This window comes from Caballeronia sp. LZ035 (assembly GCF_031451175.1).
In the GTDB taxonomy this organism is placed as follows: domain Bacteria; phylum Pseudomonadota; class Gammaproteobacteria; order Burkholderiales; family Burkholderiaceae; genus Caballeronia.
In genome coordinates this window covers 1,549,581-1,575,959 of record NZ_JARUXS010000001.1, presented here as the reverse complement: position 1 = coordinate 1,575,959, position 26,379 = coordinate 1,549,581, and the positions used below count along the sequence as shown (strand labels likewise).

The 26,379-nt window shown below is 63.3% G+C and carries 26 protein-coding genes and 2 tRNA genes; 9 read left to right on the top strand and 19 right to left on the bottom strand.

The genetic code is table 11. From position 1 onward, the window contains the following. Positions 1-29: 29 nt before the first annotated feature. Both QCE88_RS07415 and bamC read right to left on the bottom strand, forming a co-directional pair. Positions 30-320, bottom strand: coding sequence for a putative quinol monooxygenase (locus QCE88_RS07415; RefSeq protein WP_309808037.1), 291 nt, complete (start codon positions 318-320; stop codon positions 30-32). Between the two features lie 495 nt (positions 321-815). Further along, the gene (gene bamC, locus QCE88_RS07410; protein WP_409018056.1) at positions 816-2,066 is read right to left on the bottom strand and encodes an outer membrane protein assembly factor BamC; all 1,251 of its coding nucleotides are present in this window, start codon (positions 2,064-2,066) and stop codon (positions 816-818) included. A gap of 467 nt (positions 2,067-2,533) precedes the next feature. Here bamC and QCE88_RS07405 point away from each other — a divergent pair, with 467 nt between their 5' ends. Together QCE88_RS07405 and QCE88_RS07400 are read left to right on the top strand one after the other, a co-directional pair. Next, complete coding sequence (locus tag QCE88_RS07405; protein ID WP_309900549.1) at positions 2,534-2,950, top strand: DUF2844 domain-containing protein; 417 nt, start codon at positions 2,534-2,536, stop codon at positions 2,948-2,950. 9 nt (positions 2,951-2,959) lie between these two features. Next, positions 2,960-4,264 carry a DUF3443 domain-containing protein gene (locus QCE88_RS07400; protein ID WP_309900548.1) on the top strand — a complete coding sequence of 435 codons (1,305 nt, stop codon included), beginning with the start codon at positions 2,960-2,962 and terminating at the stop codon, positions 4,262-4,264. Positions 4,265-4,338: 74 nt separating this feature from the next. Here the strand turns inward: QCE88_RS07400 and pcaC are convergent, their stop codons facing one another. The 6 genes from pcaC to QCE88_RS07370 all read right to left on the bottom strand — a co-directional run bounded on the left by pcaC (position 4,339) and on the right by QCE88_RS07370 (position 9,551). Next, positions 4,339-4,722, bottom strand: coding sequence for a 4-carboxymuconolactone decarboxylase (gene pcaC, locus QCE88_RS07395; RefSeq protein ID WP_309900545.1), 384 nt, complete (start codon positions 4,720-4,722; stop codon positions 4,339-4,341). 2 nt (positions 4,723-4,724) lie between these two features. Continuing rightward, positions 4,725-5,513 carry a 3-oxoadipate enol-lactonase gene (pcaD, locus tag QCE88_RS07390; protein ID WP_309900543.1) on the bottom strand — a complete coding sequence of 263 codons (789 nt, stop codon included), beginning with the start codon at positions 5,511-5,513 and terminating at the stop codon, positions 4,725-4,727. Positions 5,514-5,516: 3 nt separating this feature from the next. Continuing rightward, a complete protein-coding gene (locus QCE88_RS07385) occupies positions 5,517-6,893 on the bottom strand; it encodes a 3-carboxy-cis,cis-muconate cycloisomerase (RefSeq protein WP_309900542.1) in 1,377 nt (458 codons plus the stop codon). 4 nt (positions 6,894-6,897) lie between these two features. Next, complete coding sequence (gene pcaF / locus QCE88_RS07380) at positions 6,898-8,100, bottom strand: 3-oxoadipyl-CoA thiolase (protein ID WP_309900540.1); 1,203 nt, start codon at positions 8,098-8,100, stop codon at positions 6,898-6,900. 65 nt (positions 8,101-8,165) lie between these two features. Continuing rightward, positions 8,166-8,822 carry a 3-oxoacid CoA-transferase subunit B gene (locus tag QCE88_RS07375; protein WP_309831825.1) on the bottom strand — a complete coding sequence of 219 codons (657 nt, stop codon included), beginning with the start codon at positions 8,820-8,822 and terminating at the stop codon, positions 8,166-8,168. Between the two features lie 36 nt (positions 8,823-8,858). Next, positions 8,859-9,551, bottom strand: a complete 693-nt coding sequence (locus QCE88_RS07370) for a 3-oxoacid CoA-transferase subunit A (RefSeq protein WP_309808028.1) — start codon at positions 9,549-9,551, stop codon at positions 8,859-8,861. Between the two features lie 240 nt (positions 9,552-9,791). Between QCE88_RS07370 and QCE88_RS07365 the strand changes: the two genes are divergently transcribed. From QCE88_RS07365 to QCE88_RS07335, 7 genes are all read left to right on the top strand, one after another. Beyond that, complete coding sequence (locus QCE88_RS07365; RefSeq protein ID WP_309900538.1) at positions 9,792-10,634, top strand: IclR family transcriptional regulator; 843 nt, start codon at positions 9,792-9,794, stop codon at positions 10,632-10,634. Between the two features lie 42 nt (positions 10,635-10,676). Next, the gene (locus QCE88_RS07360) at positions 10,677-11,600 is read left to right on the top strand and encodes a LysR family transcriptional regulator (RefSeq protein ID WP_309900536.1); all 924 of its coding nucleotides are present in this window, start codon (positions 10,677-10,679) and stop codon (positions 11,598-11,600) included. A 65-nt stretch (positions 11,601-11,665) separates the two neighbouring features. Next, positions 11,666-12,559, top strand: a complete 894-nt coding sequence (locus tag QCE88_RS07355; RefSeq protein ID WP_309900534.1) for a LysR family transcriptional regulator — start codon at positions 11,666-11,668, stop codon at positions 12,557-12,559. A 139-nt stretch (positions 12,560-12,698) separates the two neighbouring features. After that, positions 12,699-13,205, top strand: coding sequence for a hypothetical protein (locus QCE88_RS07350; RefSeq protein WP_309900532.1), 507 nt, complete (start codon positions 12,699-12,701; stop codon positions 13,203-13,205). Positions 13,206-13,909: 704 nt separating this feature from the next. After that, a tRNA-Pro gene (locus QCE88_RS07345) sits at positions 13,910-13,986 on the top strand. 121 nt (positions 13,987-14,107) lie between these two features. Then, positions 14,108-14,362 carry a hypothetical protein gene (locus QCE88_RS07340; protein WP_309900530.1) on the top strand — a complete coding sequence of 85 codons (255 nt, stop codon included), beginning with the start codon at positions 14,108-14,110 and terminating at the stop codon, positions 14,360-14,362. A 78-nt stretch (positions 14,363-14,440) separates the two neighbouring features. Beyond that, positions 14,441-14,857, top strand: coding sequence for a hypothetical protein (locus QCE88_RS07335; RefSeq protein WP_309900528.1), 417 nt, complete (start codon positions 14,441-14,443; stop codon positions 14,855-14,857). Here the strand turns inward: QCE88_RS07335 and QCE88_RS07330 are convergent. The 11 genes from QCE88_RS07330 to QCE88_RS07280 form a co-directional block, all read right to left on the bottom strand. Then, entirely contained in the window at positions 14,854-15,453 is a 600-nt protein-coding gene (locus QCE88_RS07330) for a short chain dehydrogenase (RefSeq protein WP_309900527.1), read from the bottom strand. The genes QCE88_RS07335 and QCE88_RS07330 overlap by 4 nt on opposite strands. Before the next feature lie 182 nt (positions 15,454-15,635). After that, the gene (locus tag QCE88_RS07325; protein ID WP_309900525.1) at positions 15,636-16,019 is read right to left on the bottom strand and encodes a MerR family transcriptional regulator; all 384 of its coding nucleotides are present in this window, start codon (positions 16,017-16,019) and stop codon (positions 15,636-15,638) included. Positions 16,020-16,118: 99 nt separating this feature from the next. Continuing rightward, positions 16,119-16,523 (bottom strand): integration host factor subunit alpha, encoded by a 405-nt coding sequence (locus QCE88_RS07320; RefSeq protein ID WP_309808019.1) that lies wholly within the window; start codon positions 16,521-16,523, stop codon positions 16,119-16,121. A 69-nt stretch (positions 16,524-16,592) separates the two neighbouring features. After that, the gene (pheT, locus tag QCE88_RS07315) at positions 16,593-19,025 is read right to left on the bottom strand and encodes a phenylalanine--tRNA ligase subunit beta (RefSeq protein WP_309900523.1); all 2,433 of its coding nucleotides are present in this window, start codon (positions 19,023-19,025) and stop codon (positions 16,593-16,595) included. A gap of 82 nt (positions 19,026-19,107) precedes the next feature. Further along, a complete protein-coding gene (gene pheS, locus QCE88_RS07310) occupies positions 19,108-20,121 on the bottom strand; it encodes a phenylalanine--tRNA ligase subunit alpha (protein ID WP_309831771.1) in 1,014 nt (337 codons plus the stop codon). 193 nt (positions 20,122-20,314) lie between these two features. After that, positions 20,315-20,674, bottom strand: coding sequence for a 50S ribosomal protein L20 (rplT, locus tag QCE88_RS07305; protein ID WP_008350196.1), 360 nt, complete (start codon positions 20,672-20,674; stop codon positions 20,315-20,317). 26 nt (positions 20,675-20,700) lie between these two features. After that, on the bottom strand, positions 20,701-20,898 hold the full coding sequence (gene rpmI, locus QCE88_RS07300; RefSeq protein WP_006052501.1) for a 50S ribosomal protein L35: 198 nt from the start codon (positions 20,896-20,898) through the stop codon (positions 20,701-20,703). A gap of 231 nt (positions 20,899-21,129) precedes the next feature. Further along, complete coding sequence (gene infC, locus QCE88_RS07295) at positions 21,130-21,657, bottom strand: translation initiation factor IF-3 (protein WP_309903444.1); 528 nt, start codon at positions 21,655-21,657, stop codon at positions 21,130-21,132. Positions 21,658-21,704: 47 nt separating this feature from the next. Next, a complete protein-coding gene (thrS, locus tag QCE88_RS07290; RefSeq protein ID WP_309900520.1) occupies positions 21,705-23,612 on the bottom strand; it encodes a threonine--tRNA ligase in 1,908 nt (635 codons plus the stop codon). Between the two features lie 306 nt (positions 23,613-23,918). Then, a tRNA-Val gene (locus QCE88_RS07285) sits at positions 23,919-23,995 on the bottom strand. A gap of 137 nt (positions 23,996-24,132) precedes the next feature. Continuing rightward, positions 24,133-26,376: a bifunctional (p)ppGpp synthetase/guanosine-3',5'-bis(diphosphate) 3'-pyrophosphohydrolase gene (locus QCE88_RS07280; protein WP_309900518.1), complete on the bottom strand. Its 2,244-nt coding sequence runs from the start codon at positions 26,374-26,376 to the stop codon at positions 24,133-24,135. Between the last annotated feature and the right edge of the window lie 3 nt (positions 26,377-26,379).

The window sequence follows — 26,379 nt, the reverse complement described above, 5'->3', positions numbered from 1 at the left end:
AGCGTCCGTCCTTGTCGGCTTAGGGGAACTTAGAGGAGCTTCGTTGCCTTGCGTACTTCGCCGTGTTCGCACAGCGCCGGCGCCTTGGCGCGGAATGCCTGGATATGCGGCGCCTGACCGTGTGCGTCGAGCGCATCCTGGCTCTCCCAGCGCTCGACGAAGATGAAGCGGCGCGGTTCCTCGTTGTCGCGATGCAGATCGTATTGCAAGGCGCCGCGCTCTTTGCGCGTCGGCTCGACGTTCGCTTCGAGCACCTGCTTCAGTTCCTCTTCCTTGCCCGGCTTCGCGACAAATATCGCGACAACGGCGACTTCCGACATGGGCTTCTCCTGTCTTCGTAAATTGACGAAGCACGAGCATAACCGCCCGCGTCACGCGCTGCCGGAATGGCACAGGCGCAAGACCAGCGCACCCAGGCGCGACCCACAAAGAAAAAGCCCGCGTTTCGGTGGAAACGCGGGCAAAAACCGTCGCCCTACGAGGATAGGCGACGGGGCCATCGGGGCTCGCGTCATGGCGAGCCAATGTTCGGCATGTCTGGTTCGTTGCGCGTGATGACTCGCTTGTCGAAGAAGCTTCGAGCGACGATTCGCGCCATTGATGCAATGTACTATCCAGGGGCCTATTCTTTATAAGCTTTTGCGCACATTTCCCGATGGAAAGAATTGTCTGCGCATATCGAAGGCGAGTTTCGCATTAGCGCGCATTACGAAACGAGCATGCGATGACCGGTTGGACCACGCTCATCGCGAACGATGCAAACAAAAACGCCTCCCGAAGGAGGCGTTGCGAAGTGAAGCGTGGTGCGGGAAGGATCAGCTGATCTGCCCGGCGAGCAGCGCCATGATCTGACGCGCTTGCGGCGACGAGTCCGGATTGCCCTTGTCGTCGACGATGGCGACACGCGTCTGCGCTTCCGTCACCGCCCGCACATTGACCTGATACTGCTTGGCCTTCATTTCCGTGCGGCCATGGAATACCTGGCTCCAGAAGCCCTGCTCCGCCGACCGCTTGTCGGTCGGATCGACGTAGCGCACGTAATACATGCCCTTCGCGCGATCCCGGTCGTCCACGGTGAAGTTCGCGCGATCCAGCGCGGTGCCCACGCGCAGCCACGCGCGATCGTAGGCTTCCGGCAACGTGAGCTGCGACGAATCGGCTTCGGGCACGACTTCGTTGCGGATCGGCGTGTTGCCGGCATTCGCGACGTTCTGTGCCGCGACCGACGCCGCCTTGGCATCGCCGGCTTTTGCGGCTTGCGTGCCGGCTCCGACGCCAGCTGCGGCCGGCGTATCCAGCGAGGTCGCACCGCCCGACGCCATGCGCTGGTCGGACAGCGCCATCGACGACATCAGGCGCTTCAGATACTCGTTCTCGAGCGCGGGATCATTCGGACGCGCCTGCCACTGACTCGAATCGTTGTTGACGCCGGTGAGCGCCTCACGCATGCCCTTCTGGCTGATGAACACGTAGGTGCCGCCGTCCGGCGCTTTTTCGAGACGCGTCCGGTACTTGTTGCGCTCGGCCGTGACATACGAATTGCCGGTGGCCTTGGCGAGCGTGTCGCGGATCAGGCCGTCGGAAATCTGCGGATGGGTTTCGTTCCAGTCCGTTTCCATCACGCCCTTGTCGCGCTGATCCACCACCAGCAGGAAGCCCTGCTCCTGCCAGAAGCGCCGGATTTGCGGCCACACCTGATCGGGGGATTTGCCGTCGACCACGAGCCAGCGCTCGGCGCCGTCACGCTGGATGCGCATGCCCGAGACGGGCGGCACGACGGTCGGCGCGTTCGGCGCGACTTTCTGTACTTGCTGGAGATCGGACAGCGAGGCCTGTCCGCCCTGCGGCGGCAGCGAGCGCTGGTCGGCCGTTTCGTCAATCAGATTCGGCGGCACGGCCAAAGACACCTGCTTCGAACGCTGATCGCTCTTGTAATTGAACGCATTGGGATTGGTCGAGCCGCATCCCGCCACGATTCCTGCTACCGCGAGCAACGCAGCCATGCGCGTGACCGCCCGCGTGCTGAGCTGCTGGGTTACCCGCTTGGTTACACGAAAATCTGTCATGTCTGGAAAGTCCTTCCGCAACGCCACGGGCGTTCTTCCGTGGATCAACCCGTTATTTTACCGATCCCGCGCGCGCCGGTGCAAAAACACGGGATATCCCTCATGACTGACACTGCGCGGCGACTCAGCACGCCGCGCATGAACCTGATTTGCGATCACTTGATGAAACGCGCGACATCAGCGAAACGCTCGGATGAGCCGCCGCTTCGCCTCGATCAGAAATGACAATTTATGACGGTTGACCGGAGCGACGATTGACGCGTGTGCTCGCGGCAACCCGCTGATTCGTATTGGATTTTTCAGAAGGGCGCAACGTCCGACGCACATCTGACCAAAAGCAGCCATCTATTGCGCAGCATAACCATAACCCTAGAATCTCCTCTCAAACAATACGAAAACTCCCAATTTGAGAGAGGGATTCGATGATCAAAATCAGACATCCTAAAAATATCGCGCGGGGGCTGGCGATGGGTTCTTTACTGCTGACGGCGACCGCGACGGCCCATCTCGGCGGCACGGCACGCGCATCGGACGAAGCATCGGACGCCGTCGTGCGGCGGGCGCAATCGGGCGGGCCGGCATTCCGGGAAACGACCGATGCGAACGGGATTGTCATCCGGGAGTACGTCGACGGAAGCGGCACCGTCTACGCCGTATCCTGGCGAGGGCCCGCGATGCCGGACATCCAGACGCTCCTCGGCACGCATTTCGAAACGTTCAGGGAAGGCGCACTGGCATCGATCGGCACGCTCGGACTGCACACGGCGCAGGTGGCGACAGGAGACCTGGTCGTCGAGAACCGCATGCGCCTGCGCGAGTTCAGCGGCCGCGCGTGGCTCGCGAACGCGCTGCCGTCTGGCGTGAACGTGTCGGACATTCAGTAGGAGGCCGCCATGACTCACCTCGAAGCGCTCCTCGAAGCCTGCGCGCTGCTGCTCGTCACGGCGCTCTGCTCGCTGCTGGTTGCCTGCGGCGGCGGAGGAGGAGGCAGCGGCGGCAATGGTCAAGCAAGCGGGACCACGACCGCGCCAATCGTGTCCCCGGCCTCAACCGCGTCCCCGGCCGCACCCGCGCAGGCCAACGCACCGGACTCCGCGAGCACGGCCGTCGTGCAATCGTCGTCGCCCAATGTGCAGCCCATCACCGTGTCGCGCACCGCCACCGGCACGCGCAACATGCTGCAAACCAGCGTGACACTCTGCGTGCCGGGCACGAACACGTGCCAGACCGTCGACGGCATTCAGGTCGATACCGGCTCGCACGGCCTTCGCGTGCTGGCCTCCGCGCTCGATCCGACCATGGCGCTGCCGCCCGTCGCAGGCAGCGCGCCAGGCTCGGCGATGGCGGAATGCGCCGTATTCGGTTCCGGCTATACGTGGGGTGCGGTGCGCCAGGCCGATATCCGGCTCGCGGGCCAATTGGCGGCCTCGACCTCGGTGCAGATCATCGCCGATCCGACGGTGCCCGGCGTCGCCCAGGACTGCAACCAGTCGGGACTCTCGATGCTCAACGCGACCACCCTGCGCGGCAACGGCATTCTCGGCATCGGGCCGTTCGTCGCCGATTGCGGCGCGAACTGCGCCAACTCGCCCATGCCGCGCTGGTATTACCAATGTGCTGCGGGCGCATGCGCCCCGAGCCCGCTCGCCGTCGCGCAACAGGTGACGAATCCGGTCGCGAACTTCGCCACCGACAACAACGGCGTCGTGATCGAACTGCCCGACGTGCCTGACAACGGCGCCTTCAGCGTCGCCGGCACGCTGACCTTCGGCATCGGCTCGCAGGCGAACAATGCGCTAGGCTCGGCCACGGTGCTCGCGGCCGATTCGGCGAGCGCCTATGTGACGACGGATTTCGGCGGCACGAGCTACGGCGCGAGTTTCATCGACAGTGGCTCGAACGGCCTGTTCTTTCCGTCGACAACGCTCACGCGCTGCGGCGGATGGTTTTGCCCGGCGACGACGCAGTCGCTCAGCGCGACGATCCGCTCGCCGGCGGGCGCGCAGAGCATGGTGAACTTCAGCGTCGCGCCTTCGACGAGCCTGTTCGGCAGCGGCAATTACGCGTTCGACAATCTCGCGGGCGCGTCGGGCAATCTCTTCGACTGGGGCTTGCCGTTCTTCTTCGGCCGGCGCGTCTTCACGGCTTTCCAGGAACGCGCGACACCCGCCGGCCCCGGTCCTTACTATGCGTTCTGAGCCGCACATGCAAAAAAGCCGTCCCGGTTTGCGCCGGGACGGCTTGAGTATCGGCTTCGAGGCCGCGCAATCGGCTAGGCCTGCTTCTCTTCGTCGAAAATTTTCTGCGCCAGGTGATAGGCCGAGTTCGCCGCCGGCACACCGCAATACACCGCCGTCTGCAGCAGCACTTCCTTGATTTCGTCCTGCGTCACGCCGTTGTTCTTCGCGGCGCGCAGATGCAGCGCGAGTTCCTCGCTCCGATTCAGCGCCACCATCATCGCGATGGTGATGAGGCTGCGCGTGTGCCGCGGCAGGCCGTCACGCGTCCAGATCTCGCCCCATGCATAGCGCGTGATGAAGTTCTGGAAATCGGTGGTGAGTTCGGTGCGGTTCGCCAGCGACCGGTCCACGTGCGCGTCGGACAACACCGCGCGGCGCACCTTCATGCCGGCTTCGTAGCGTTCATCATCGGTCATGCTCATGCTCCAAGGAAATCGAGAACGGCGCTCGTGTACTCGGCGCGCTTTTCGATGTTCGACAAATGCGCCGCGTCCAGTTCGAGGTAGCGCGCGCCTTCGATATAACCCGCCAGCTCGCGGCCCTGCTCGGCGGTCGTCGAGAGATCGTGCGTGCCGGCGATCATCAGCACCGGCAGCGTGATGGTCTTCGCTTCGTCACGCAGGTCGGCGTCGCGGATCGCTTCGCAATTCGACGCGTAGCCTTCGCCCGACGTATGGCGGAACACATCGCGGATAGCGGCGAGCGCGAGCGGCTCGCGTTCGATGAACGGCGCGGTGAACCAGCGCGCGATCACGGCGTCGGTGAGCGCGGGCATGCCGCCCGGCTCGCGCGCTTTCGCGGCGCGCGGCGTCCACACGGCGTCCGAGCCGATCAGCGCGGCCGTGTTCGACAACACGACGCGCTCAAAGCGCTCTGGATGACGCGCCGCCAGGCCAATGCCGGTGAGGCCGCCCATCGACAGCCCGCAGTAGTGCGCGCGCTCGATCTTCAGATGATCCATGAGGCCGATCACATCGCCGATCAACTGGTCGATCGTGTACGGCCCGGGCGGCACGTCCGAGTGACCGTGACCGCGCGTGTCATAGCGCACGACCCGGTAATGCTGCGCGAACGCCTCGATGTTCGGCGTCCACATCGACACATCCGCGCCGAGCGAATTCGACAGCACGAGCCACGGGGCGCTGTCGCCCGCCGTGGCATCGACGCGATAGTGAAGCCGGGTTCCGTTGACTTCAGCAAGAGGCATGCTTTAACGCTCCTGTTCTTTCGGTTCTTTCAAATGGGCGTTCGCGATGGCCGCATCGACGAACGACTGCGCCTGTCCGACGTAGTTCGCCGGATCGAGCAGGGACTGGAGTTGCGCGTGCGACAGATGGCGCATCACGGTTTCATGGGCGGCGAGTGCTTCGAGCAGCGGGCGGCCGTTCGCGACCGCCGCCTTCGATGCTGCTTCCACCAGCTTGTGCGCATCCATCCGGCCGATGGCATCGCCCAGCGCGAGCATCACCGCTTCGCCGAGCACGAGGCCGTGAGTGGCGTCGAGATTCTGCGCGAGCCGGCCCGCATTCACTTCGAGCCCTGCAACGATGCCGTTGAGATTCGTCACCGCGCCCGCCGCCAGCCGCGCGAGATCGGGCAGCGCTTCCCATTCGGCCTGCCAGCCGCCGAGCGCGCGCTCGTGCTCCTGGACCATGCCGGCGAAAATCGTCGCGACGAGATTCGGCGCGCGCGTCGCGGCCGTCAGCACCGCCGCGCAGCCGACCGGATTGCGCTTGTGCGGCATGGTCGACGAACCGCCCTTGCCCGCCGCCGCCGGCTCCGCGACTTCGCCGACCTCGGTCTGCATCATCAGCGAGATGTCGCGCGCGATCTTGCCAAGTGTGCCCGTCAGCATGCCGAACCAGGCTCCGGCTTCCGCAATGCGGTCGCGCTGCGTATGCCACGGCAGGACCGGCAGCGTCAGATGAAGATCGTCCGCGAGCGACTGCGCGACCGGCAATGCGTGGTCGCGCAGACTCGCGAGCGTGCCCGCCGCGCCGCCGAACTGCAGCGCCAGCGCACGCGCCTTCAACTCGTCGAGACGCGCGCGATGGCGCGTGATCGCGTCGAGCCATTGCGCGAACTTGAGACCGAGCGTGATCGGCAGCGCCTGCTGCAGCCACGTGCGGCCGATCATCGGCGTCGCGCGGTGCGCCTGCGCCTGCGCGGCAAGCGCCGTGGCGAGCGTGTGCAGGTCGGCATCGAAGAGATCGAGCGCGGCGCGCAATTGCAGCACCAGGCCCGTGTCGATGATGTCCTGGCTCGTCGCGCCCCAGTGCACGTACTTCGCGGCCTCGGCGTCGCGCGCCTTGACCACTGCCGTCAACTGCTTGACGAGCGGAATCGCCAGATTGCCGCCTGCCTGCGCGCCGCTCATCAAGGCTTGCGCGTCGATCTCGTCGGCGCGGCATGCGGCGACGATCGCGTCCACGGCGCTCGCCGGAATCACGCCATGCAGCGCCGACGCACGCGCGAGCGCGGCTTCGACGTCGAGCATCGCCTGCACGGTTGCGCGCGGTGACCAGAGCGCGTTGGCGGCCTCGCTGCCGCAGATCAGATCGGTGAGACGTCCCGTGGCTGCGAACATGCGGTCACACGCGCTCGATGACGATCGCGATGCCCTGCCCCACGCCGATGCACATCGTGCACAGCGCATAGCGGCCGCCGGTGCGATGCAGCTGATAGCTCGCGGTCGTGACGAGACGCGCGCCCGACGCGCCGAGCGGATGGCCCAGCGCAATCGCGCCGCCGTTCGGGTTGACGCGGGCGTCGTCGTCGGCCACGCCGAGCATGCGCAGCGTCGCGAGACCTTGCGAGGCGAACGCTTCGTTCAGTTCGATCACGTCCATCTGGTCGATGCTCATGCCGAGGCGCGCCAGCAGCTTCTGCGACGCCGGCGCCGGGCCAATGCCCATCACGCGCGGCGGCACGCCCGCCGTGGCGACGCCGAGAATACGCGCGCGCGGCGTGAGACCGTGGCGCTGCGCGCTCTCTTCGTCGGCGATCAACATGGCGACCGCGCCGTCGTTGACGCCCGACGCATTGCCGGCGGTCACCGAACCGTCCGGCCGCACGACACCCTTCAGCTTCGCGAGCGTCTCGAGCGTGGTTTCGCGCGGGTGTTCGTCGCGCTCGACGATCAGCGGATCGCCCTTCTTCTGCGCGATCGTCACCGCGACGATTTCCTGCGCCAGCGTGCCGTCCTTCTGCGCGCGGGCCGCCTTCTGCTGCGAGCGCAGCGCGAACGCGTCCTGATCGGCGCGGCTCACCTTGTAGTCGTCGGCGACGTTTTCGGCGGTTTCCGGCATCGAATCGACGCCATATTGCTTCTTCATCAGCGGATTGACGAAGCGCCAGCCGATGGTCGTGTCATGAATCTCGGCGGCGCGCGAGAACGCGCTCGTCGCCTTGCCCATCACGAACGGCGCGCGGCTCATGCTTTCGACGCCGCCTGCGATCATCAGCGTGGCTTCGCCCGCCTTGATTGCGCGCGCGGCAATGCCGATCGCGTCCATGCCGGAGCCGCACAGACGGTTGACCGTCGAGCCCGGCAGACCGACCGGCAGGCCCGCCAGCAACGCCGACATGCGCGCGACGTTGCGGTTGTCTTCGCCCGCCTGGTTGGCGCAGCCGTAGATCACTTCGTCGACCGCGTCCCAGTCCACGTCCTTGTTGCGTTCGACGAGCGCGCGCAGCGGCACGGCGCCGAGGTCGTCGGCACGCACTGACGAGAGTGCGCCGCCGTAACGGCCGATCGGCGTGCGGATCGCATCACATACGAAGGCTTCTTTCATTGCTTGGCTCCAATATTGTCTTGTGTCTCTCAGGCTCGGGCTCGGGCTTCAGCTCGGTATGCAGTTCAGGCGGCTTCGCTCAGCGGCGCATATTGCAGCGGCACCTGCGCGAGCTTCTGCAGCTCATCGAACGACAGGCCTTCCACCATTTCACGCACGACGAAACCTTCCGGCGTGACGTCGAACACGGCGAGGTCCGTGTACACGCGATCCACGCACTGCACGCCCGTCACCGGATACGAGCATTGCGCGACCAGCTTGCTTTCGCCCTGCTTGGTCAGCAATTCCATCATCACGTAGACCTGCTTGGCGCCGATCGCCAGATCCATCGCGCCGCCGACCGCCGGAATCGCATCCGGCGCGCCGGTGTGCCAGTTCGCGAGATCGCCGTCTGCCGACACCTGGAACGCGCCGAGCACGCAGAAGTCGAGATGGCCGCCGCGCATCATCGCGAACGAATCCGCGTGATGGAAATACGCGCCGCCCGTGAGCAGCGTGACGTGCTGCTTGCCGGCGTTGATGAGTTCGTCGTCTTCCTCGCCCTTGGCCGGCGCCGGGCCCATGCCGAGCAGGCCGTTTTCGCTGTGCAGGAAGATCTCGCGGTCCGCCGCAAGGTGATTGGCGACGAGCGTCGGCACGCCGATGCCGAGGTTCACATAGGCGCCTTCGGGAATGTCCGCGGCCACGCGCCGGGCCATTTCATCACGAGTCAGTTTCTTCATGGCTATGTCCTTTCTCAACGTTCTTTCAGCGTTCGTTCACGCAGCGAGTTCAGCTTGATGCACCGCTTGCGGCACTTCCACCACGCGCTGCACGAAAATGCCCGGCGTCACGATGTTCTCGGGATCCAGTTCGCCGAGCGGCACGACCTTCGACACCTGCACGATGGCCGTCTTCGCGGCGCTCGCCATGATCGGGCCGAAGTTGCGCGCCGTCTTGCGATACACCAGATTGCCCCAGCGGTCGCCCTTGAACGCCTTCACCAGCGCGAAGTCCGCGTGCAGCGGCGACTCCAGCACGTAGTGCTTGCCGTCGATCTCGCGCGTTTCGCGGCCTTCCGCGAGCTTGGTGCCGTAGCCCGTCGGCGTGAAGAACCCGCCGATGCCCGCGCCCGCCGCGCGGATGCGCTCGGCCAGATTGCCCTGCGGCACGAGCTCGAGCTCGATCTCGCCCGCCCGATACAGCGCGTCGAACACGTGCGAATCGGTCTGGCGCGGGAACGAGCAGATGATCTTGCGCACGCGCTTCGCCTTCAGCAGCGCGGCCAGGCCGATGTCGCCATTGCCGGCGTTGTTGTTGACGATCGTGAGATCGCGCGCGCCCTGCTCGATGAGCGCGTCGATCAGCTCGGACGGCATGCCCGCCGTACCGAATCCGCCGATCATGATGGTCGCGCCGTCGTGGACGTCGGCCACGGCCGAGGCGAGCGAATCGAAAATCTTGTTGATCATTGCCGTTCTTCTCCAGTCTGGACGCCGCGCTTACCGCAGGCGCCCGTCCCGCTCCAGGGGTTGTCTGCTCGAAATCAGATTTGCAAGTTGTCTTGCCAGCGAATGTTCGATATGCGAACATGGATTCGTTTAGCGAACATCGGCATGGTAGTCCTGCGTTTGTTGCCGTGTCAACGAAGCACTGTCGAAGTGCGGGTTTTCACGGAGCCGCCGCCGCTTCGCGCCACCTGGATCATGCATATGAAACCATCAGCCTCAGCCTCAGCCGCTCCCGAGATCGATCCGCCGGATGCATCGGATACACCGGATACGCAGTCGCGGCCCGGCGACGCGTATGTGCAGTCGTTCGCGCGCGGGCTGTCGGTGATCCGTTCCTTCGACGCCAGCCGGCCCGCCCAGACCCTCACCGACGTCGCCGCGGCCACCGGGCTCACGCGCGCGGGCGCGCGCCGCATCCTGCTGACCTTGCAGGCGCTCGGCTATGTCGAGGCGGACGGCCGCCTGTTCCAACTTACGCCAAAAATCCTCGACCTGGGTTTCGCGTACCTGACGTCGATGCCCTTCTGGAATCTCGCCGAACCGGTCATGGAAGATCTGGTCGGGCAAGTGCACGAGAGCTGTTCGGCGGCCGTGCTGAACGGCGCGGAGATCGTCTACGTGCTGCGGGTGCCGACGCACAAGATCATCACGCAGAACCTCTCGATCGGCAGCCGGCTGCCCGCGTTCTGCACGTCGATGGGCCGCGTCCTGCTCGCCGCGCTCGACGAAGCCAGCCTCGACGCCATCCTCGATGCGAATCCGCTGGTGGCGCGCACGCCGCGCACGATCGTTGACCGCGAAGCGCTGAAGGAAGAGATTGCGCTCGTGCGCGCGCAGGGCTGGGCCATCGTCGATCAGGAACTGGAGGAAGGCCTGATCTCGATGTCCGCGCCGATCCGCGACCGGCAAGGCCGTGTGATCGCGGCGCTCAATATCAGCGGCAATGCGCAGCGCAAGAGCGCGAAGCAGATGGTGAAAGCCTTTCTCGAGCCGCTGCAGGACGCGGCGCAGCGCGTGTCGGACATGGTCGCGCGGCGCGGCTGATCGTTTTTTCCGCAGGTTGAAACATTGGACGCAGCGAGCGCCATGAACGATCTCGATCTGAACCTGATCCCGTACCTCGTCGCCATCGAGGAAACGCGCAACGTGAGCCGCGCCGCCGAGCGGCTCGGCGTGAGCCAGCCGCGTGTGTCGACGGCGCTCGCGCGGCTGCGCGAGTATTTCAACGACCCGCTGTTCGTGCGCACCGCGCGCGGCATGGAGCCGACGCCGCGCACGCTTGCGCTGGTGCCCGCCGCGCGCGAGGCGCTTGCCCGCATCGAGCGCGGCATGCTCGACCGGCAGCATTTCGATCCGTCCACGAGCGCGGAAACCTTTTCGATTGCGCTGTCGGACGTGGGCGAGATCGTGTTCCTTCCGCGTCTCTTGCAAGCCTTCGCACAACAGGCGCCGCATGCGAACCTGCGCTCGGTGTCGGCTTCGCATGGCGATGTCGGACGCGGGCTGGAAGCCGGTGAAATCGATCTGGCCATCGGCTATTTTCCGGATCTGCGCGGCAACAACTTCTTCCAGCAACGGCTGTTTTCACACCGCTTCATCTGCCTGATGCGGCGCGATCACCCGTATGCACGCGAACCGCTGACGCTCGAACGCTTTCTCGCCTGCGGACATGCCGTGGTGCGCGCGGAAGGCCGCAGCCAGGAGATCCTCGAGAACCATCTCGACCGCGAGCGCGTGCGGCGCCGCGCCGTGCTCGAAACACCGCACTTCATGAGCCTGCCGTTCATCCTGTCGCGCACCGACCTGATCGCCACGGTGCCGCATGCGATCGGCTTCGCGTACGTCGCCGAACACGCATCGATCACGCTCGCCGAGCCGCCGCTCGCGCTGCCGCGCTTCGATCTCAAACAGCACTGGCATCGCAAGTTCCATAACGACGCGCGCACGCAATGGCTGCGCGGTGTCGTGGCCGCGCTGTTCAACGACGAACTCGACGAATGGCCGAAATAAGCTCGCTCTCTCCAGATGATGAATCCCGCTAACATCGCAGTTTTATCGCCGGGCAGGAATGATCGATGGATGCGCTGACCAGTCTCCGGGTGTTTCGCGAGGTCGTCGAGGCGGGCAGCTTCGTGAAAGCCGCCGAGCGCCTCGACATGTCGACCGCCATGACCAGCAAGCACGTCGCGAATCTGGAGCGGCAGTTGCGCGTGCGTCTCTTGAACCGGACGACGCGGCATCTCAGTCTCACCGAAGCCGGCAGCGTGTACTTCGAGCAATGCAGCGAGGCGCTCGATATTCTCCAGGCTGCGGAGGCGGCCGTCGGCGCGCAGACGGCGCAGCCCCAGGGCGTGCTCAAGGTGACCGCGCCGGGCTGGTTTGCGAATCCCACTTTCGCTGAACTCGTGGTGGCGTATCAGGCGCGCTATCCCGGCGTGCTGGTGGATCTGCGGCTGGAGAACCGCTTCGTCGATCTGGTCGAGGAAGGCTATGACATGGCCTTGCGGGCGACCTCCGACCCTTCTCCCTCGCTGATCGTGCGGCCGCTGTGCAGGATGCCTTTCATGCTCGCGGGCGCGCGCGTCTACCTGGAGCGGCAGGGCTACCCGCGTCATCCGGACGATCTGGCGCGGCACCGGATGGTGTTGCCGACCTACACCAATATCGAAGCGGTGACGCTGACCGGACCGGACGGCGCGTTCACCGTCAAGCATCAGGCCGTGCTCAAAACCAACGACACCGCGATGGCGCTGCAACTCGTGCGCGCCGGGCTCGGACTCGCGTATTTTCCGGCGTGGATCGTGGACCCGGAGCTTGCATCCGGAACACTGCTACGGGTGCTGCCGGACTATTCGGCCTTCGCGCCGTCCGTGTATGCGGTGTACACCAGCCGCAAGTTCATGACGAGCAAGGTACGGACCTTCATCGACTTTCTCTCCGACGCGCTGAGCGATCGCCCGCCTTATTAGGATTACTCGTATTCGTGCTTGAGGGACGACATGCCATGATCGCGCCGCTTCCCTGAGCATGCGCGCGACGAGGTGTGTCGCGACGTCGCGCATTCGCTGGGACCCTCCCTCACTTCGTCTGACACGAGGTTTGCGCGACATGGATTTTTCCTGGCTTCCTTTGGCCTTCGGGCTGTGCCTGCTGGCCTTCGTGATGTTCGTTTGCCGCACGGTCAATGCAGGATGCGGCGTTCCGCGCTGGAACGGCGCGCTGTTCTTCTTTGCACTCTGTTGTCTCGCCATGCTGCTGGACTTCGCGCTCACGATGATCTTTGCTTCGGCCAGCTTCTACGAGCGGACGGAGTACGAGCGCTACGCATCCCGGAGCGACTGGGGTGAACGGGCCGTGACCTACCTGATTCAGTTGACGATCGCACTGGCGCTGGCCGTGCGGTTTCGACGGCGTCAGCGATTTGCTCGCTGTCGGCCGGGTGGGCGTGCGCGTACGCGTGCTTGCGCGAAGTGTCCGGCAGAGCGACGCGCCCAGTGCAAGCAGCGCGATGTCGTGCAGATCCAGACGTCGGCTTATACGCGGTCGGAGCTTAGCAATCGGTACGCTGCACGCCATCGCTGTGCAGGTGCGGCCCCGAACGTTCCGGTCGATTGATCATGCGATCACGCACTTCCAAAGAACTCGACCTGGTTGACGCATACAGGTCCACGCGATCATCCTGAGGAGGCACATGACAAGATGGCTTACCGCGCTCTTGGCAACGTATGTACTGACGTGCGCGAAAGAAGTGCCGGCTCAAACCACCAAACTGATGCTATTCGGCACAGGTAGCCCTCAGACATATCTGGGCTGCATCAACTGTAGCGAGTATGCGTCGGACTCTGTTCACAATCAGTACGGACACCACGGCTCCGCGTACTCGGCTGACAGTATCTTCAATCATTACGGCCCGTTCGGATCACCGTACTCACCGAGCAGTCCATGCAACGTTTTCGCTACCGATCCGCCCGTCATCGTGGATAGCAGTGGCGCTTTTTATGGCCGTCTGACGTTGAACGTCTATCATCCGCAAGCCAATGAGAACGACAGATTACATGGCTGGCTTGAAGGGGTATGCGAACGTTGATTGCTGCATTCGTCCCGGTGCATTCGATGCATTCGATGCATGAGCACAGGCGTGCATCTCGGCTTCACCTCATGCGCGACATACCAAGCGGGAATTAATCTGAGCAAGAATCACGCGTTCTTGCACCGATTAAAGCGCGAGCCCTTCCAGTCCCGCAAGAGGGCTGCTACAATCGCCTCTCTTTGCTACACAGACGGTTGCCACATCGCGCAGCCGGGCCTGTTGAAGCAATCGGGGCGTAGCGCAGCCTGGTAGCGTACCTGCATGGGGTGCAGGTGGTCGGAGGTTCAAATCCTCTCGCCCCGACCAGTACAAAAAAGGCTCTCTGGTCTCGACCAGAGAGCCTTTTTCTTTGCCGCTCCAATCAAGCTTTACAAGCACCCGCTTGGGAATCTGAAGAACCGTTACGTACACACGGCGAGCAAAAACAATGGCGTATAACAAGCTCAACAACCCGCGCGCATTTCCCGGTAATACGAACTTCGGGATGTCGCTCCGGGACTATTTCGCAGGTCAAGCCTTGGCGGGCGACATGGCAGACGATTCCTTGCCGAACGATGCTTCCGCCGATTTCCTCGAAGAGCGCGCGCAGCTTTACTACCGTCTCGCCGACGCCATGCTCAAGGCTCGCGAGGCACAGGAAGCCCTCTCCGGCACCACCGCGATGATGGGCTTCAGCGTCTGACATTCAACCGCCTTTTCGCAGTTGCCGAACCGCGCTGGTTCAGGGTTCAATGCTCATACGTTAGACGCGAAAAAAAGCTTGTCGATCAGCTATTTAAGCTCTAATCTTAAGGTGACGCATAAGGATTCGCGCGCCATGCCCTCGACCGTTTCCATGCCCTCGCACTCCGGGCGCATCCCGCCCGATCGACCTTTCTCCCGTCTGCGCGAGGAAGTCTCGAGATGGTTCGATTCCACGAGTCACGCACGCGTTTCGCGCTACGGGCGCATCTATCCCGGCGGCAGCCGCTACGTATGCCTGAGCGCGCCGAAGCCCGGCGGGCGATACGCGCTCTACTTCTTCCATCACGGCAATGACGACTGGCGCATTTATCCGCCCTCGGGCGTCGGGCCCAGCATTGTGTTTTGCTCGATCGAGTTCAAAGCGCCCGTCCCTTGCGTTGCTCGCGCCGCCCTCCGCCCAAAGCGACGCCTGCGCGCCGCTCTCAAGTCCTAGCCCTTGACTGCGAGCAGCGTCTGCCCGGTGATAGCCTCGTCGATGGCACGCTTGTAGACCTTGGCAACATCCGCAGCGGCAATGCCCTGCGACGGATCCTTGCCCATCGATTCGAGCGTCTCCGCGACCCATCCCGGACTCACCGCATTCACGCGCAACGTGCCTTGCAGTTCCAGTGCCGCCACCCGCACGAAGCCCTCCAATCCTGCATTGACGATGCTCACCGCGGCCGCGCCGACCATCGGTTCCTGCGCCAGTGTGCCGCTCGTCAGCGTGACCGAACCACCGGCCTCCACATGTCCGCTTGCGCAGCGCACGAGGTTCACCTGCCCCATCAGTTTGTTGGCGAGGCTGAAGGCAAAGTCCGCGTCGCCGAGCGCATCGAGCGGCGCGAATTTCGCTGCTCCGCCGACACACGCCACCGCACCCACCTGCCCGACTCGTTCATACATGGCGACGATGCTCGCCTTGTCCGATAGATCGACAGCCACATCAGAGCCCTTGCGGCTTGCGGTGATCACATCGTGGTGAGGTTCGAGAATCCGTTTGATTTCGGTGCCCAGCAGTCCGGTTGCGCCAACGAGCAGCACTCGCATAAAGCCTCCTGAATCGGTAGGACGGGACGGGAACAAGCAGGCGTTCATCGTACTGCGCATGTGTGCAGCACGCAGCGCATGAACGAAACACCGCGCTGTGCACAGACGAAAAAAATGCCGCGACGAAGCGCGGCATTTCTATGCTTTCCCAACCAAGGCACATCGATCATCCGTGCACGCCCTCAGCCACCCAGCAGGCCGATCACCTGAAGAATCTCCTTGCGCAACTGATCGACATCCACTGAGGCCTGCGTCGTCTGCGGCTCGTTCGACATGCTCTCGCCCTCGGCTTCGTCGGCGCTTGCACGGCCTTGCGAGTCGAGGCGATTGCGCGCTCCATTGATCGTGAAGCCCTGCTCGTACAGCAGGTCGCGGATGCGCCGGATCAGCAGAACCTCGTGATGCTGATAGTACCGGCGATTGCCCCGCCGTTTCACCGGCCTCAGCTGCGTGAACTCCTGTTCCCAATAGCGCAGCACGTGTGGCTTGACGCCGCACAGTTCGCTCACTTCGCCAATCGTGAAATAACGCTTGGCCGGGATAGGAGGCAAGACGACTTTTTCCATCGTCGATCAACCATCTTGGTTATTGATGTCGATTGAAGCGCGGTGGTCAGCAGCAGCGGAAAGCGCGGACGATGCCGCATGCTTTCCGTGAATCAGGGATCAACGTGCGAGATCCGTTTCCGCTCCCGTTTCAACCAGCGCCTTCAGCTTCTGACTTGCATGAAACGTGACGACCCGCCGCGCCGCAATGGGAATGGCCTCGCCGGTCTTCGGATTACGCCCGGGACGCTGAGGCTTGTCGCGCAACTGGAAATTGCCGAAGCCGGAGAGCTTGACGCTCTCGCCGCTCTCCAGCGCGTCGCGAATGACTTCGAAGAAAGCTTCGACCATGTCTTTCGCCTCGCGCTTGTTCAAGCCGACGTGGTCGAACAGCATCTCGGCCAGTTCGGCTTTCGTGAGCGTCGGCGTATCGCCAGGCGCGCTCGAGGTCGGGATATCTCGGGTCATGGCGCTGCGCTGCGCCGAAAGAAGGGCTTCGAAATCACTCGAGTTCATTTGGTTCATATCGGTAGAACGGCGCGTAACACGCTTGAGACCTTGGGCATTGTGCGGATGGGCCACTCCAGATGAAGGCTATCCACGCAACCGCGCGCCGTGTACTCGAGTCAGACGATCCACCAGTGTCTTGATGGCCGTATCGACTGTTTCGTCCTGAAGCGTGCCGCCAGTATCTTGCAACGTTACACGGAAGGCAAGACTTTTCTCGTGCTCGCCCAACCCTCCGGAAGTATTTGATTTTGGACGAAATTCGTCGAAAAGCGCAACCCTTGTGACGTGCTTGCAAGCGGGTTCTGAACGGGCGTTTTCGAGCTCGTCGAGCAGCGCCCGAACCGGCACGTTCTGATCCACGACGACCGCGATATCGCGACGCACCGGCGGGAATTTCGACACCTCGGACGTCGCCGGCAGCGCGCGTTCCATCAGCGCTTCGGCATCGACTTCGAAGACGACCGGCGCATGCGGAAGGTCATACTTTTGCTGCCAGCGCGGATGCAGTTCGCCGATCCAGCCCAACGCGCGTCCTGCCACCTCGATACGCGCGGAACGTCCCGGATGCAGCGCCGGATGCTCGGCCTTCACGAAGCGCGGCACGACCGGCGCGAACAGCGCTTCGACGTCGCCCTTGACGTCGAAGAAGTCGACGTTGCGCGTCGCCGCGCCCCACTGCTCCTCGATGACCGGGCCATACGCCAGGCCGCCGATCATCTTCGGCTGCGCATAGCCCTGCACGGTGAGTTCGCCCGCCTGCACGGACGCATCGCGATGAAACACGCGGCCCGCCTCGAACACGCGGATACGCTCGGCGCGACGGTTCAGGTTATGGCGCAGCACTTCGACCAGGCTGCCGAAGAGCGTCGTGCGCATGACCGAGAGCTGGCTTGCGATCGGATTCAGCAGCGTGATCGGCTGTTCATTGCCGGCGAAGTCCTTCTCCCACTCGGCATCGACGAAACTGAAGTTCACCGTCTCCGAATAATCGCGCGCCGCCACCGCGTGACGCAGCACGTGGATCGAACGCCGGGTCTCATCGGTGCGGCGCATTTCGCTGTGCGCGACCGGCGGTCGCGCCGGAATCTTCTCGAAACCGTAGATGCGCGCGACTTCCTCGATCAGGTCTTCCTCGATCTCGATATCGAAGCGATACGGCGGCGGCGTGACCTTGAAGGTATCGCCGTCGCGCTCGAACGCGAGGTTGAGACGCGTGAAGATCTGCGCGATTTCCTCGGCGCCGATCTCCACGCCGATGATGCGATGCGCACGCGACACGCGCATCGCCACGGGATGACGCTCGGGCACGTTGACGATCTGGTCGTCGACCGGACCTGCCGCACCGCCACAGATGTCGAGGATCAGGCGCGAGATGATTTCGATGTGCTCGACGGTCGTCGCGTAGTCGACGCCGCGCTCGAAGCGATGCGCGGCATCGGTGGAGAAGTTGTACTTGCGCGCGCGGCCGCGAATGGCGTCGGGCCACCAGAACGCAGCTTCGAGATAGATGTTCGTGGTATCCAGCGACACCGCCGTGCTGTCGCCGCCCATGATGCCCGCGAGGCTTTCGACGTGACGGTCATCGGCGATCACGCCGACGGTTTCATCGAGCTCGACGGTGTTGCCGTTCAGCAGCTTCAGCGTCTCGCCCGGTTTGCCCCAGCGCACTTCGATCGCGCCGTGGATCTTGTCGAGATCGAACACGTGCGACGGACGGCCGAGTTCCAGCATCACGTAGTTGGAGATATCGACCAGCGCGGAAATGCTGCGCTGGCCCGCGCGTTCGAGCCGCTCGACCATCCAGTGCGGCGTCTTCGCATGCGCGTTCACGCCGCGAATCACGCGGCCGGAAAAACGGCCGCACAGGTCCGGCGCGAGGATCTTCACAGGCAGTTTTTCGTCGAGCGTGGCCTCGACCGCCGGCACCTCGAGCGCTTTCAGCGGCGCACCGGTGATCGCGGCCGTTTCGCGCGCGACGCCATACACCGACAGACAATCCGCCTTGTTCGGCGTGAGCTTGATCTCGAAGACGGTGTCGTCGAGATTGAGCGCTTCGCGAATGTCCTGGCCGACGGGTGCATCGGCGGGCAGGATCAGCAGGCCGCTGTGATCTTCCGACAGCTTCAGTTCGCGCGCGGAACACAGCATGCCCTGGCTATCGACGCCGCGCAGCTTGGCGGGCTTGATCACGAACGGCTCGCCGCCCGCTTCGGCCGGCGGCAGCACGGCGCCCATCAGCGCGACCGGCACCTTGATGCCCGGCGCCACGTTCGGCGCGCCGCACACGATGTTCAGTTGCTCGCCCGTGCCGGCATCGACCTGGCAGACGTTGAGCTTGTCCGCGTTCGGATGCTTCGCGACTTCGAGCACCTGACCCACGACGATCTTCGTGGTGGGCGGCGCGACTGGGCGCAGGTCTTCGACTTCGAGGCCGGCCATGGTCAGCGCGTGCGCGAGTTCGTCGGTGGAGAGCTTCGGATCGACGAAACTGCGGAGCCAGGATTCTGGGAATTGCATGGTGTCTACGTTCGAAATGTTTGGAGTCTCTGGTCCGGCTTCGACAAGTGCGAGCAGCCGGACGTCGCGGGCCCTGCGTGCTTCAGGCGAACTGGCGCAGGAAACGCAGGTCGTTCTCGAAGAACAGACGCAGGTCCTGCACGCCGTAGCGCAGCATCGTCAGGCGCTCGAGGCCGCTGCCGAACGCAAAGCCGATATAGCGCTCCGGATCGAGGCCCATGTTGCGGATGACGGTCGGATGCACCTGGCCCGAGCCGGAGATTTCCAGCCATTTGCCCGCGTTCTTGCCGTGCTCGAACATCATGTCGATCTCGGCCGACGGCTCCGTGAACGGAAAATACGACGGACGGAAGCGCACGAGAATGTCGTCGCGCTCGAAGAACTTCTTCAGGAAATCGGTGTAAGCGCCCTTCAGGTCGGCGAAGCTGATGTTCTCTTCGATCCACAGGCCTTCGACCTGGTTGAACATCGGCGAGTGCGTGGCGTCGCTGTCCACCCGGTACGTGCGGCCTGGCACGATCACCTTGATGGGCGGTTTGTTCATGCGCGCGTAACGCACCTGCATCGGGCTCGTGTGCGTGCGCAGCAGGAGCGGCCGGCCGTCGGCGTCCTGGCCGTCGACGTAGAAGGTGTCCTGCATCGAGCGCGCCGGATGGTTTTCCGGGCTGTTCAACGCGGTGAAGTTGTACCAGTCGGTTTCGATCTCGGGACCGTCGGCGACGTCGAAGCCGATCGAGCGGAACACCTGCTCGACGCGTTCCCACGTGCGCATCACCGGATGCAGCGTGCCGGCGCCGGCGCCGCGGCCGGGCAGCGTGACGTCGATGGCTTCCGACGCGAGACGCTGGTTGAGCAACGCGTCGGCGAGCGCCTGGCGGCGCGCGTTCAGCGCGGCTTCGACTTGCTGCTTCGCCTGGTTGATGCGCGCGCCTTCCGTCTTCTTCGCTTCGGGATCGAGCTTGCCCAGGCCCTTCAGCAAGTCGGTCAGCGCGCCCGACTTGCCGAGAAAGCGCGCTTTCTCGTTTTCGAGCGTGTTGGCGTCGGTGGCGTGTTCAAAGGCGCTTTTCGCGTCCGCGACAATCTGATCCAGATCCATTGATCCCATCTTCTTAACGTCGAAGTTCAAACAGAGGTTCGGTTTTGCTCATCCACGCCGATGCGTGCGCATGCGATGTGCAAAACCGTCCGACCAACAAAAACGGGGCTCGGTGAGAGCCCCGTTTTCTGCCTTCGTGCCGCCGTCAACAACCGGCGACGAGAAGGCGAACCACGCAGTACTAATTTCGCAATTAGGCTGCAACGGCGGCTTTCACCTGCTTCACGATCGCAGCAAAAGCAGCCTTGTCGAACACAGCCATGTCAGCCAGCACCTTGCGGTCGAGTTCGATCGAAGCCTTCTTCAGGCCGTTGATGAACACGCTGTAGGTCATGTCGTGCTGACGCACCGCCGCGTTGATACGCGTGATCCACAGTGCGCGGAACACACGCTTCTTGTTGCGGCGATCGCGGTAGGCGTATTGGCCCGCGCGCATGACCGCCTGCTTGGCGATGCGATAGACGTTATTGCGACGGCCGCGGTAACCCTTGGCCAGACGGATGATCTTCTTGTGACGGGCCCGTGCGGTAACCCCACGTTTTACTCGAGGCATGTTGCGCTCCTTAAGTTAAGTTGAGGTTAGGCGAACGGCAGCATTGCGCGGACGGAGTTCAGATCGGAATCATGAACAGCCGTGGAGCCACGCAGATGGCGTTTGTTCTTGGTGGTTTTCTTGGTAAGAATGTGGCGCTTGAACGCTTGACCGCGCTTGACGGTACCGCCCGGACGCACCACGAAGCGCTTCGCAGCACTCTTCTTGGTCTTCATCTTCGGCATGAAACTACTCCAGTTTATTAGATGGTCATGGGTGTGCGGCTGATCCTTCCGTGCTGGCCAAGACCCCTTCCCGCCCTTCGAAACCCACGCGCCACTTGTTTGCAGACGACTCGGTGAAGAATCGCCGCTTTTCATGACCGGCGTCACCGAGATGACGCCGGCCTGAAACTGCCGGCAATGCCGCGCCAACCGCCATTCGACGGCGCGCGATCCATTGCATGTTGCTTGAGGTTACTTGCCCTTCTTCTTCGGGGCCAGCACCATGATCATCTGACGCCCTTCCATCTTCGGCATCTGCTCGACCTGGCCGAATTCGTCGAGATCCGACTTCAACCGTTCCAGCATGCGCATGCCGATTTCCTGGTGCGCCATTTCCCGACCGCGGAAACGCAATGTGATTTTCGTCTTGTCGCCGTCTTCGAGGAAGCGGGTGAGGTTGCGCAGCTTGACGTTGTAGTCACCGTCATCCGTACCAGGGCGGAATTTGACTTCCTTCACCTGCACGATCTTCTGCTTCAACTTCGCCTCGTGTAGCTTCTTCGCTTCCGAGTATTTGAACTTGCCGTAATCCATCAAACGGCAGACAGGCGGAGAAGCCTGCGGCGCGATTTCGACGAGATCCACATCGAGCTGTTCCGATTGACGGAACGCGTCGGCCAGTTTCACGATTCCGAGCGGCTCGTTGTCCACTCCGACCAAGCGCACTTCCGGTGCGGTAATCTCACCGTTGATGCGATGTGACGACTTATCAGTAGCGATGTTACGTTTCCTCTAAAAATTAAAAGACAAGCCGCGCTGCGAGTGACTTACCTGAACGCCCGCACATCCTGCTGCAGACGCTCCAGAAAAGCGTCGACCGGCATCACGCCCAGATCGACACCGCCACGAGCACGCACGGCTACGGTTTGCGCATCACGCTCTTTGTCGCCGACGACCAGCAAATACGGCACCTTCTGCAGCGTGTGCTCGCGTATTTTATAGCTAATCTTCTCATTGCGCAAATCGCACTCGACTCTAAGCCCTTGTTTTTGCAACGATTGGGCCAGATTCGCGGCATATTCTGCCTGACTTTCGGCAATATTGAGCACGACTGCCTGGATCGGCGCGAGCCAGGACGGCATGGCGCCAGCGTGGTGTTCGATCAGAATTCCAAGAAAACGCTCCATTGATCCGACGATTGCACGATGGAGCATCACCGGACGCCGGCGGCTGTTGTCCTCACCGACATATTCGGCGCCCAGCCGCTCCGGCAACACCATGTCGAGCTGCAAGGTGCCACATTGCCACGAACGGCCGAGCGCGTCCTTGATGTGGTACTCGATCTTCGGACCATAGAACGCGCCCTCGCCTTCGAGCTCTTCCCATTCGAGACCGCACGCGGTCAGCGCCTCGCGCAGACCTTGCTCGGCGCGGTCCCAGGTTTCGTCGCTGCCCGCGCGCTGTTCAGGACGCAGCGACAGCTTGATGGCGATGTGATCGAAGCCGAAATCCTTGTACACGCTCATGGCCAGCGTATTGAACGCAATCGACTCCGCGATGAACTGGTCTTCGGTGCAGAAAATGTGCGCATCGTCCTGAACGAAGCCGCGCACGCGCATCAGCCCGTGCAGCGCGCCCGACGGCTCGTTGCGGTGGCACGACCCGAATTCCGCGTAACGCAACGGCAGATCGCGGTACGAGCGCAGACCGTGATTGAACACCTGGACGTGGCCCGGGCAGTTCATCGGCTTGATGGCGTAGTCGCGCTTCTCCGACTCGGTCGTGAACATGTTTTCACGATAGTTTTGCCAGTGGCCCGAGGCTTCCCACAGCGATCGGTCCATGACCATCGGGGTCTTGATCTCGAGATAGCCGGCCTCGTTCACCCGACGGCGCATGTATTGCTCAACCTGCTGCCACAGCGACCAGCCCTTCGGATGCCAGAACACCATGCCGGGAGCCTCGTCCTGCAGATGGAACAGGTCGAGTTGCTTGCCGAGCTTGCGGTGATCGCGCTTCTCGGCTTCTTCCAGCATGTGCAGATAGGCTTCCTGGTCTTCCTTTTTGGTCCAGGCGGTGCCGTAGATGCGCTGCAGCTGCTCGTTCTTCGAGTCGCCGCGCCAGTACGCGCCCGCAAGCTTCATCAGCTTGAAGACCTTGAGCTTGCCGGTGGACGGCACGTGCGGGCCGCGGCACAGGTCGGTGAATCCGCCGTGCGAGTACAGCTTGATTTCGTCGCTTTCGGGGATCGATTCGATGATCTCGGCCTTGTACTTCTCGCCGATGCTCTTGAAGTACTCGACTGCCTCGTTGCGCGACACCACGCGGCGCGACACCGGCTCGTCCTTCTTGACGAGTTCCTGCATGCGCTTTTCGATCTTCTCCAGATCTTCGGGGGTAAACGGCCGGCTGTAGGCGAAGTCGTAGTAGAAGCCGTTGTCGATGACCGGTCCGATGGTCACCTGCGCCTCGGGGAACAGATCCTTCACCGCATACGCCAGCAAATGCGCGGTGGAGTGACGCACGACATCGACGCCTTCCGGGTCCTTGTCCGTGACGATGGCAAGCGACGCATCGCGGTCGATCAGGAAGGAGGTATCGACGAGTTCGCCGTTGAGCTTGCCGGCGAGCGCGGCCTTGGCGAGGCCCGCACCGATCGATGCCGCGACTTCCGCGACGGTCACCGGGTGGTCGTATTGACGGACCGACCCATCAGGCAAACGTACCGAAACCATATCGTTCTCCAGAACGCCGGCGCACGCCGGGCGATGTCGTTTGAGGCTTGCCTCACCGATTCCACATGGAAAATCGGAAGACAAAAAAAATGCGGCCCCGCTATCGAGGGGCCGCATTCACTTTTCACACTGACCGCGAAACAATTTGGCAGAAGGCGAATTAGGTCCTCGACTAGCGTCGCTCCGAAACTGTTTCGGTCAACGTTCGACGTGCCATTTTCATTCACCTTTTGCACCGGGCGCCGCTTGCGCGCCCTTCGCGGTTTGAACACCCACGAACCGAAATTCGCAAGCCTTCTTTTTCGTTGGTAGGCTCGATTGGACTCGAACCAACGACCCCCACCATGTCAAGGTGGTGCTCTAACCAGCTGAGCTACGAGCCTGAAAGAAGTGAGATTATATGGAGTATTTCGAACCTTGGCAAGGGTTTGCCCGGGGAAACTTCAAGTTTATTCGCCGATCCGCGGATCTTTCGGTGAAATCCGCTGCAGCAAGTCAGGCAGAAAACACCGACATGGCGTCAAGCCCGCCGCGACGCGCGGATCACGCCCGGTACTTCGCCCAGCAAGGTGCAGGCACGCTGGATCTGCGCGGCGCTCGACACTTCCACCGTGAACTGCATGTACGCGACGTTTCGGCGGCTCTGGCTTTTCACGCCGATCACGTTGATCTTCTCGCGCGCGAACACCTCGGAAATATCTCGCAGCAAGCCTTGCCGGTCGGTCGACTCCACCGACAGATCCACCGGATAAACCGACGAGCCGCGCCCGTTCATCACCTCCGCCGACCAGGTTGTGTGCAGCACGCGCTCCGGCGAGCGCTGCGCCATGCGCTTGAAGGTCGTGCAGTCGGTGCGATGGACCGACATGCCTTTGCCGCGCGTCACGAATCCGGCGATCGGGTCCGGCGGCGCAGGCCGGCAGCAACGCGCGAGTTGCGTCAGCAAGGCATCGACGCCAACGACGAGCACCCCTGTCGACGCGCCATGAGCCACGCTCTGCCCGCTGCTGCGCTTCTCGAACTGTTCGGGTGCTTCGGGTTCGGGCTCAGGCGGCGGCGCGTCGGAGAGCGCCTGCTCGATGTTGCGCAGGCTGAACTCATCCTTGCCGACGACCGCGTACAACTCCTCCGGCGTCTTGAAACCGAGCTTCGTGGCGAGCTGGTCGAGGCTGACGGACGTCTTGCCCTCGCGCTGCAGCGTCTTTTCAACGATCGTCCGGCCCGCGGCGATGGTCTCCGCCGCGTCCGCCGAGAGGAACCACGAACGCACCTTCTGCCGCGCCCGCGGGCTGTGCAGATAGCCGAGTTGCGGATTGAGCCAGTCGCGCGAGGGGCCGCCCTCCTTCACCGCGACGATCTCGACCGTCTGGCCGTTCTGCAGTTGCGTATTCAGCGGCACCATTGCGCCGTCGACGCGCGCGCCGCGGCAGCGATGCCCCAGCTCGCTGTGCAGGTGATAGGCAAAATCAACCGGCGTCGCGCCGTGCGGCAGCGCGATCACGCGGGCCTGCGGCGTCAGCACGTAGATGTGGTCGTCGTCGAGGGTGGCGTCGCGCAGATGCTGCCAGCCGCGCTTTTCCGATTCCCCATCGCCCTCGCCGTCACCCTCGACGTCGTCCTTCCAGGCCAGCAGCTGGCGCAGCCACGCGATCTTCTCGTCGTATTTCTCGCTTGCGGTCACCTGGCCCGCGTAACCGCGCGTACCCGCCTCCTTGTAGCGCCAGTGCGCCGCCACGCCGTACTCGGCAAACTGATGCATCTCCTGCGTGCGGATCTGCACTTCGAACGCGCGCCCGTCGTCGCCGATCACGACCGTGTGCAGCGACTTGTAGCCGTTCGGCTTGGGGCGCGAGATGTAGTCGTCGAACTCGCGCGGAACCGGCTGCCACAGGTTGTGCACGATGCCGAGCACGGTGTAGCAATCCTTGATGTCGCCGACGATCACCCGAAACGCACGCACGTCGTTCAGCTCGGAGAAGTCGAGATGCTTGCCGCGCATCTTCTTCCAGATGCTGTAGATGTGCTTCGGCCGGCCGCTCACTTCGGCCTTGATGTGCGCGGTGTCCAACTCGCCCTGCAGGCGCGCGATCGCCTCGGTCACATAGCTTTCGCGTTCGACGCGCTTCTCGTCGAGCAGCTTGGCGATGCGCTTGTACGTAACCGGATCCTGGAAGCGGAACGAGAGGTCCTCCAGCTCCCACTTCAGTTGCCAGATACCGAGCCGGTTGGCGAGCGGCGCGTAGATCTCGAGCGTTTCGCGCGGCACGTCCGGCGGCGGATCGGTCTTGTGCGCGGCATGAAAACGCAAGGTCTGCACCCGCGACGCCAGCCGGATCAAGACCACGCGAATGTCCTGCGCGAACGCCAGCAGCATCTTGCGCAGCGACTCGACCTGCGCGCGGCGGGCGGCCTGCGCGTCGCGCGTATCGGGAAATTCAGCCAGCGTGGCGCGCGAGCTGACCGAGCCCAGCCGCAACAGCTTGCGGACATCGCCGACAAGATGCTGCACTTCCGGCCCGAAACGTTCGGTGATGAGCTTCTCGGGATCGTCCAGATGCGGCGCCAGCGCGAACAGCGCCGCCGCCGCAACCGCGTACGCATCGACATCGAGCGTCTGCATGAGGCGCGCGGTGCCCACCGCGTGCTCCGCGAGCAGTTCGCCCGTGGACAGCCGGGCGTCCCGCGCGTGCTCGCGCACGAACGCGAGCGCGTCGTCGATGGACGGCTCGGGCCACGTCTCGGTGGGAACGGCGGTATCGCTCATGCG

What these genes read in the sequence shown, in the direction of transcription:
- pcaF (WP_309900540.1), bottom strand. Translation starts at nt 8,100, where the DNA reads ATGAAAGAAGCCTTCGTATGTGATGCGATCCGCACGCCGATCGGCCGT.
- pcaC (WP_309900545.1), bottom strand. Translation starts at nt 4,722, where the DNA reads ATGACCGATGATGAACGCTACGAAGCCGGCATGAAGGTGCGCCGCGCG.
- QCE88_RS07325 (WP_309900525.1), bottom strand. Translation starts at nt 16,019, where the DNA reads ATGGAAAAAGTCGTCTTGCCTCCTATCCCGGCCAAGCGTTATTTCACG.
- QCE88_RS07415 (WP_309808037.1), bottom strand. Translation starts at nt 320, where the DNA reads ATGTCGGAAGTCGCCGTTGTCGCGATATTTGTCGCGAAGCCGGGCAAG.
- rplT (WP_008350196.1), bottom strand. Translation starts at nt 20,674, where the DNA reads ATGCCTCGAGTAAAACGTGGGGTTACCGCACGGGCCCGTCACAAGAAG.
- QCE88_RS07400 (WP_309900548.1), top strand. Translation starts at nt 2,960, where the DNA reads ATGACTCACCTCGAAGCGCTCCTCGAAGCCTGCGCGCTGCTGCTCGTC.
- pheS (WP_309831771.1), bottom strand. Translation starts at nt 20,121, where the DNA reads ATGGATCTGGATCAGATTGTCGCGGACGCGAAAAGCGCCTTTGAACAC.
- QCE88_RS07370 (WP_309808028.1), bottom strand. Translation starts at nt 9,551, where the DNA reads ATGATCAACAAGATTTTCGATTCGCTCGCCTCGGCCGTGGCCGACGTC.
- QCE88_RS07365 (WP_309900538.1), top strand. Translation starts at nt 9,792, where the DNA reads ATGAAACCATCAGCCTCAGCCTCAGCCGCTCCCGAGATCGATCCGCCG.
- QCE88_RS07350 (WP_309900532.1), top strand. Translation starts at nt 12,699, where the DNA reads ATGGATTTTTCCTGGCTTCCTTTGGCCTTCGGGCTGTGCCTGCTGGCC.
- thrS (WP_309900520.1), bottom strand. Translation starts at nt 23,612, where the DNA reads ATGGTTTCGGTACGTTTGCCTGATGGGTCGGTCCGTCAATACGACCAC.
- bamC (WP_409018056.1), bottom strand. Translation starts at nt 2,066, where the DNA reads ATGACAGATTTTCGTGTAACCAAGCGGGTAACCCAGCAGCTCAGCACG.
- QCE88_RS07360 (WP_309900536.1), top strand. Translation starts at nt 10,677, where the DNA reads ATGAACGATCTCGATCTGAACCTGATCCCGTACCTCGTCGCCATCGAG.
- QCE88_RS07330 (WP_309900527.1), bottom strand. Translation starts at nt 15,453, where the DNA reads ATGCGAGTGCTGCTCGTTGGCGCAACCGGACTGCTGGGCACCGAAATC.
- QCE88_RS07340 (WP_309900530.1), top strand. Translation starts at nt 14,108, where the DNA reads ATGGCGTATAACAAGCTCAACAACCCGCGCGCATTTCCCGGTAATACG.
- pheT (WP_309900523.1), bottom strand. Translation starts at nt 19,025, where the DNA reads ATGCAATTCCCAGAATCCTGGCTCCGCAGTTTCGTCGATCCGAAGCTC.
- QCE88_RS07320 (WP_309808019.1), bottom strand. Translation starts at nt 16,523, where the DNA reads ATGAACCAAATGAACTCGAGTGATTTCGAAGCCCTTCTTTCGGCGCAG.
- QCE88_RS07385 (WP_309900542.1), bottom strand. Translation starts at nt 6,893, where the DNA reads ATGTTCGCAGCCACGGGACGTCTCACCGATCTGATCTGCGGCAGCGAG.
- QCE88_RS07405 (WP_309900549.1), top strand. Translation starts at nt 2,534, where the DNA reads ATGGGTTCTTTACTGCTGACGGCGACCGCGACGGCCCATCTCGGCGGC.
- QCE88_RS07280 (WP_309900518.1), bottom strand. Translation starts at nt 26,376, where the DNA reads ATGAGCGATACCGCCGTTCCCACCGAGACGTGGCCCGAGCCGTCCATC.
- pcaD (WP_309900543.1), bottom strand. Translation starts at nt 5,513, where the DNA reads ATGCCTCTTGCTGAAGTCAACGGAACCCGGCTTCACTATCGCGTCGAT.
- QCE88_RS07375 (WP_309831825.1), bottom strand. Translation starts at nt 8,822, where the DNA reads ATGAAGAAACTGACTCGTGATGAAATGGCCCGGCGCGTGGCCGCGGAC.
- rpmI (WP_006052501.1), bottom strand. Translation starts at nt 20,898, where the DNA reads ATGCCGAAGATGAAGACCAAGAAGAGTGCTGCGAAGCGCTTCGTGGTG.
- QCE88_RS07355 (WP_309900534.1), top strand. Translation starts at nt 11,666, where the DNA reads ATGGATGCGCTGACCAGTCTCCGGGTGTTTCGCGAGGTCGTCGAGGCG.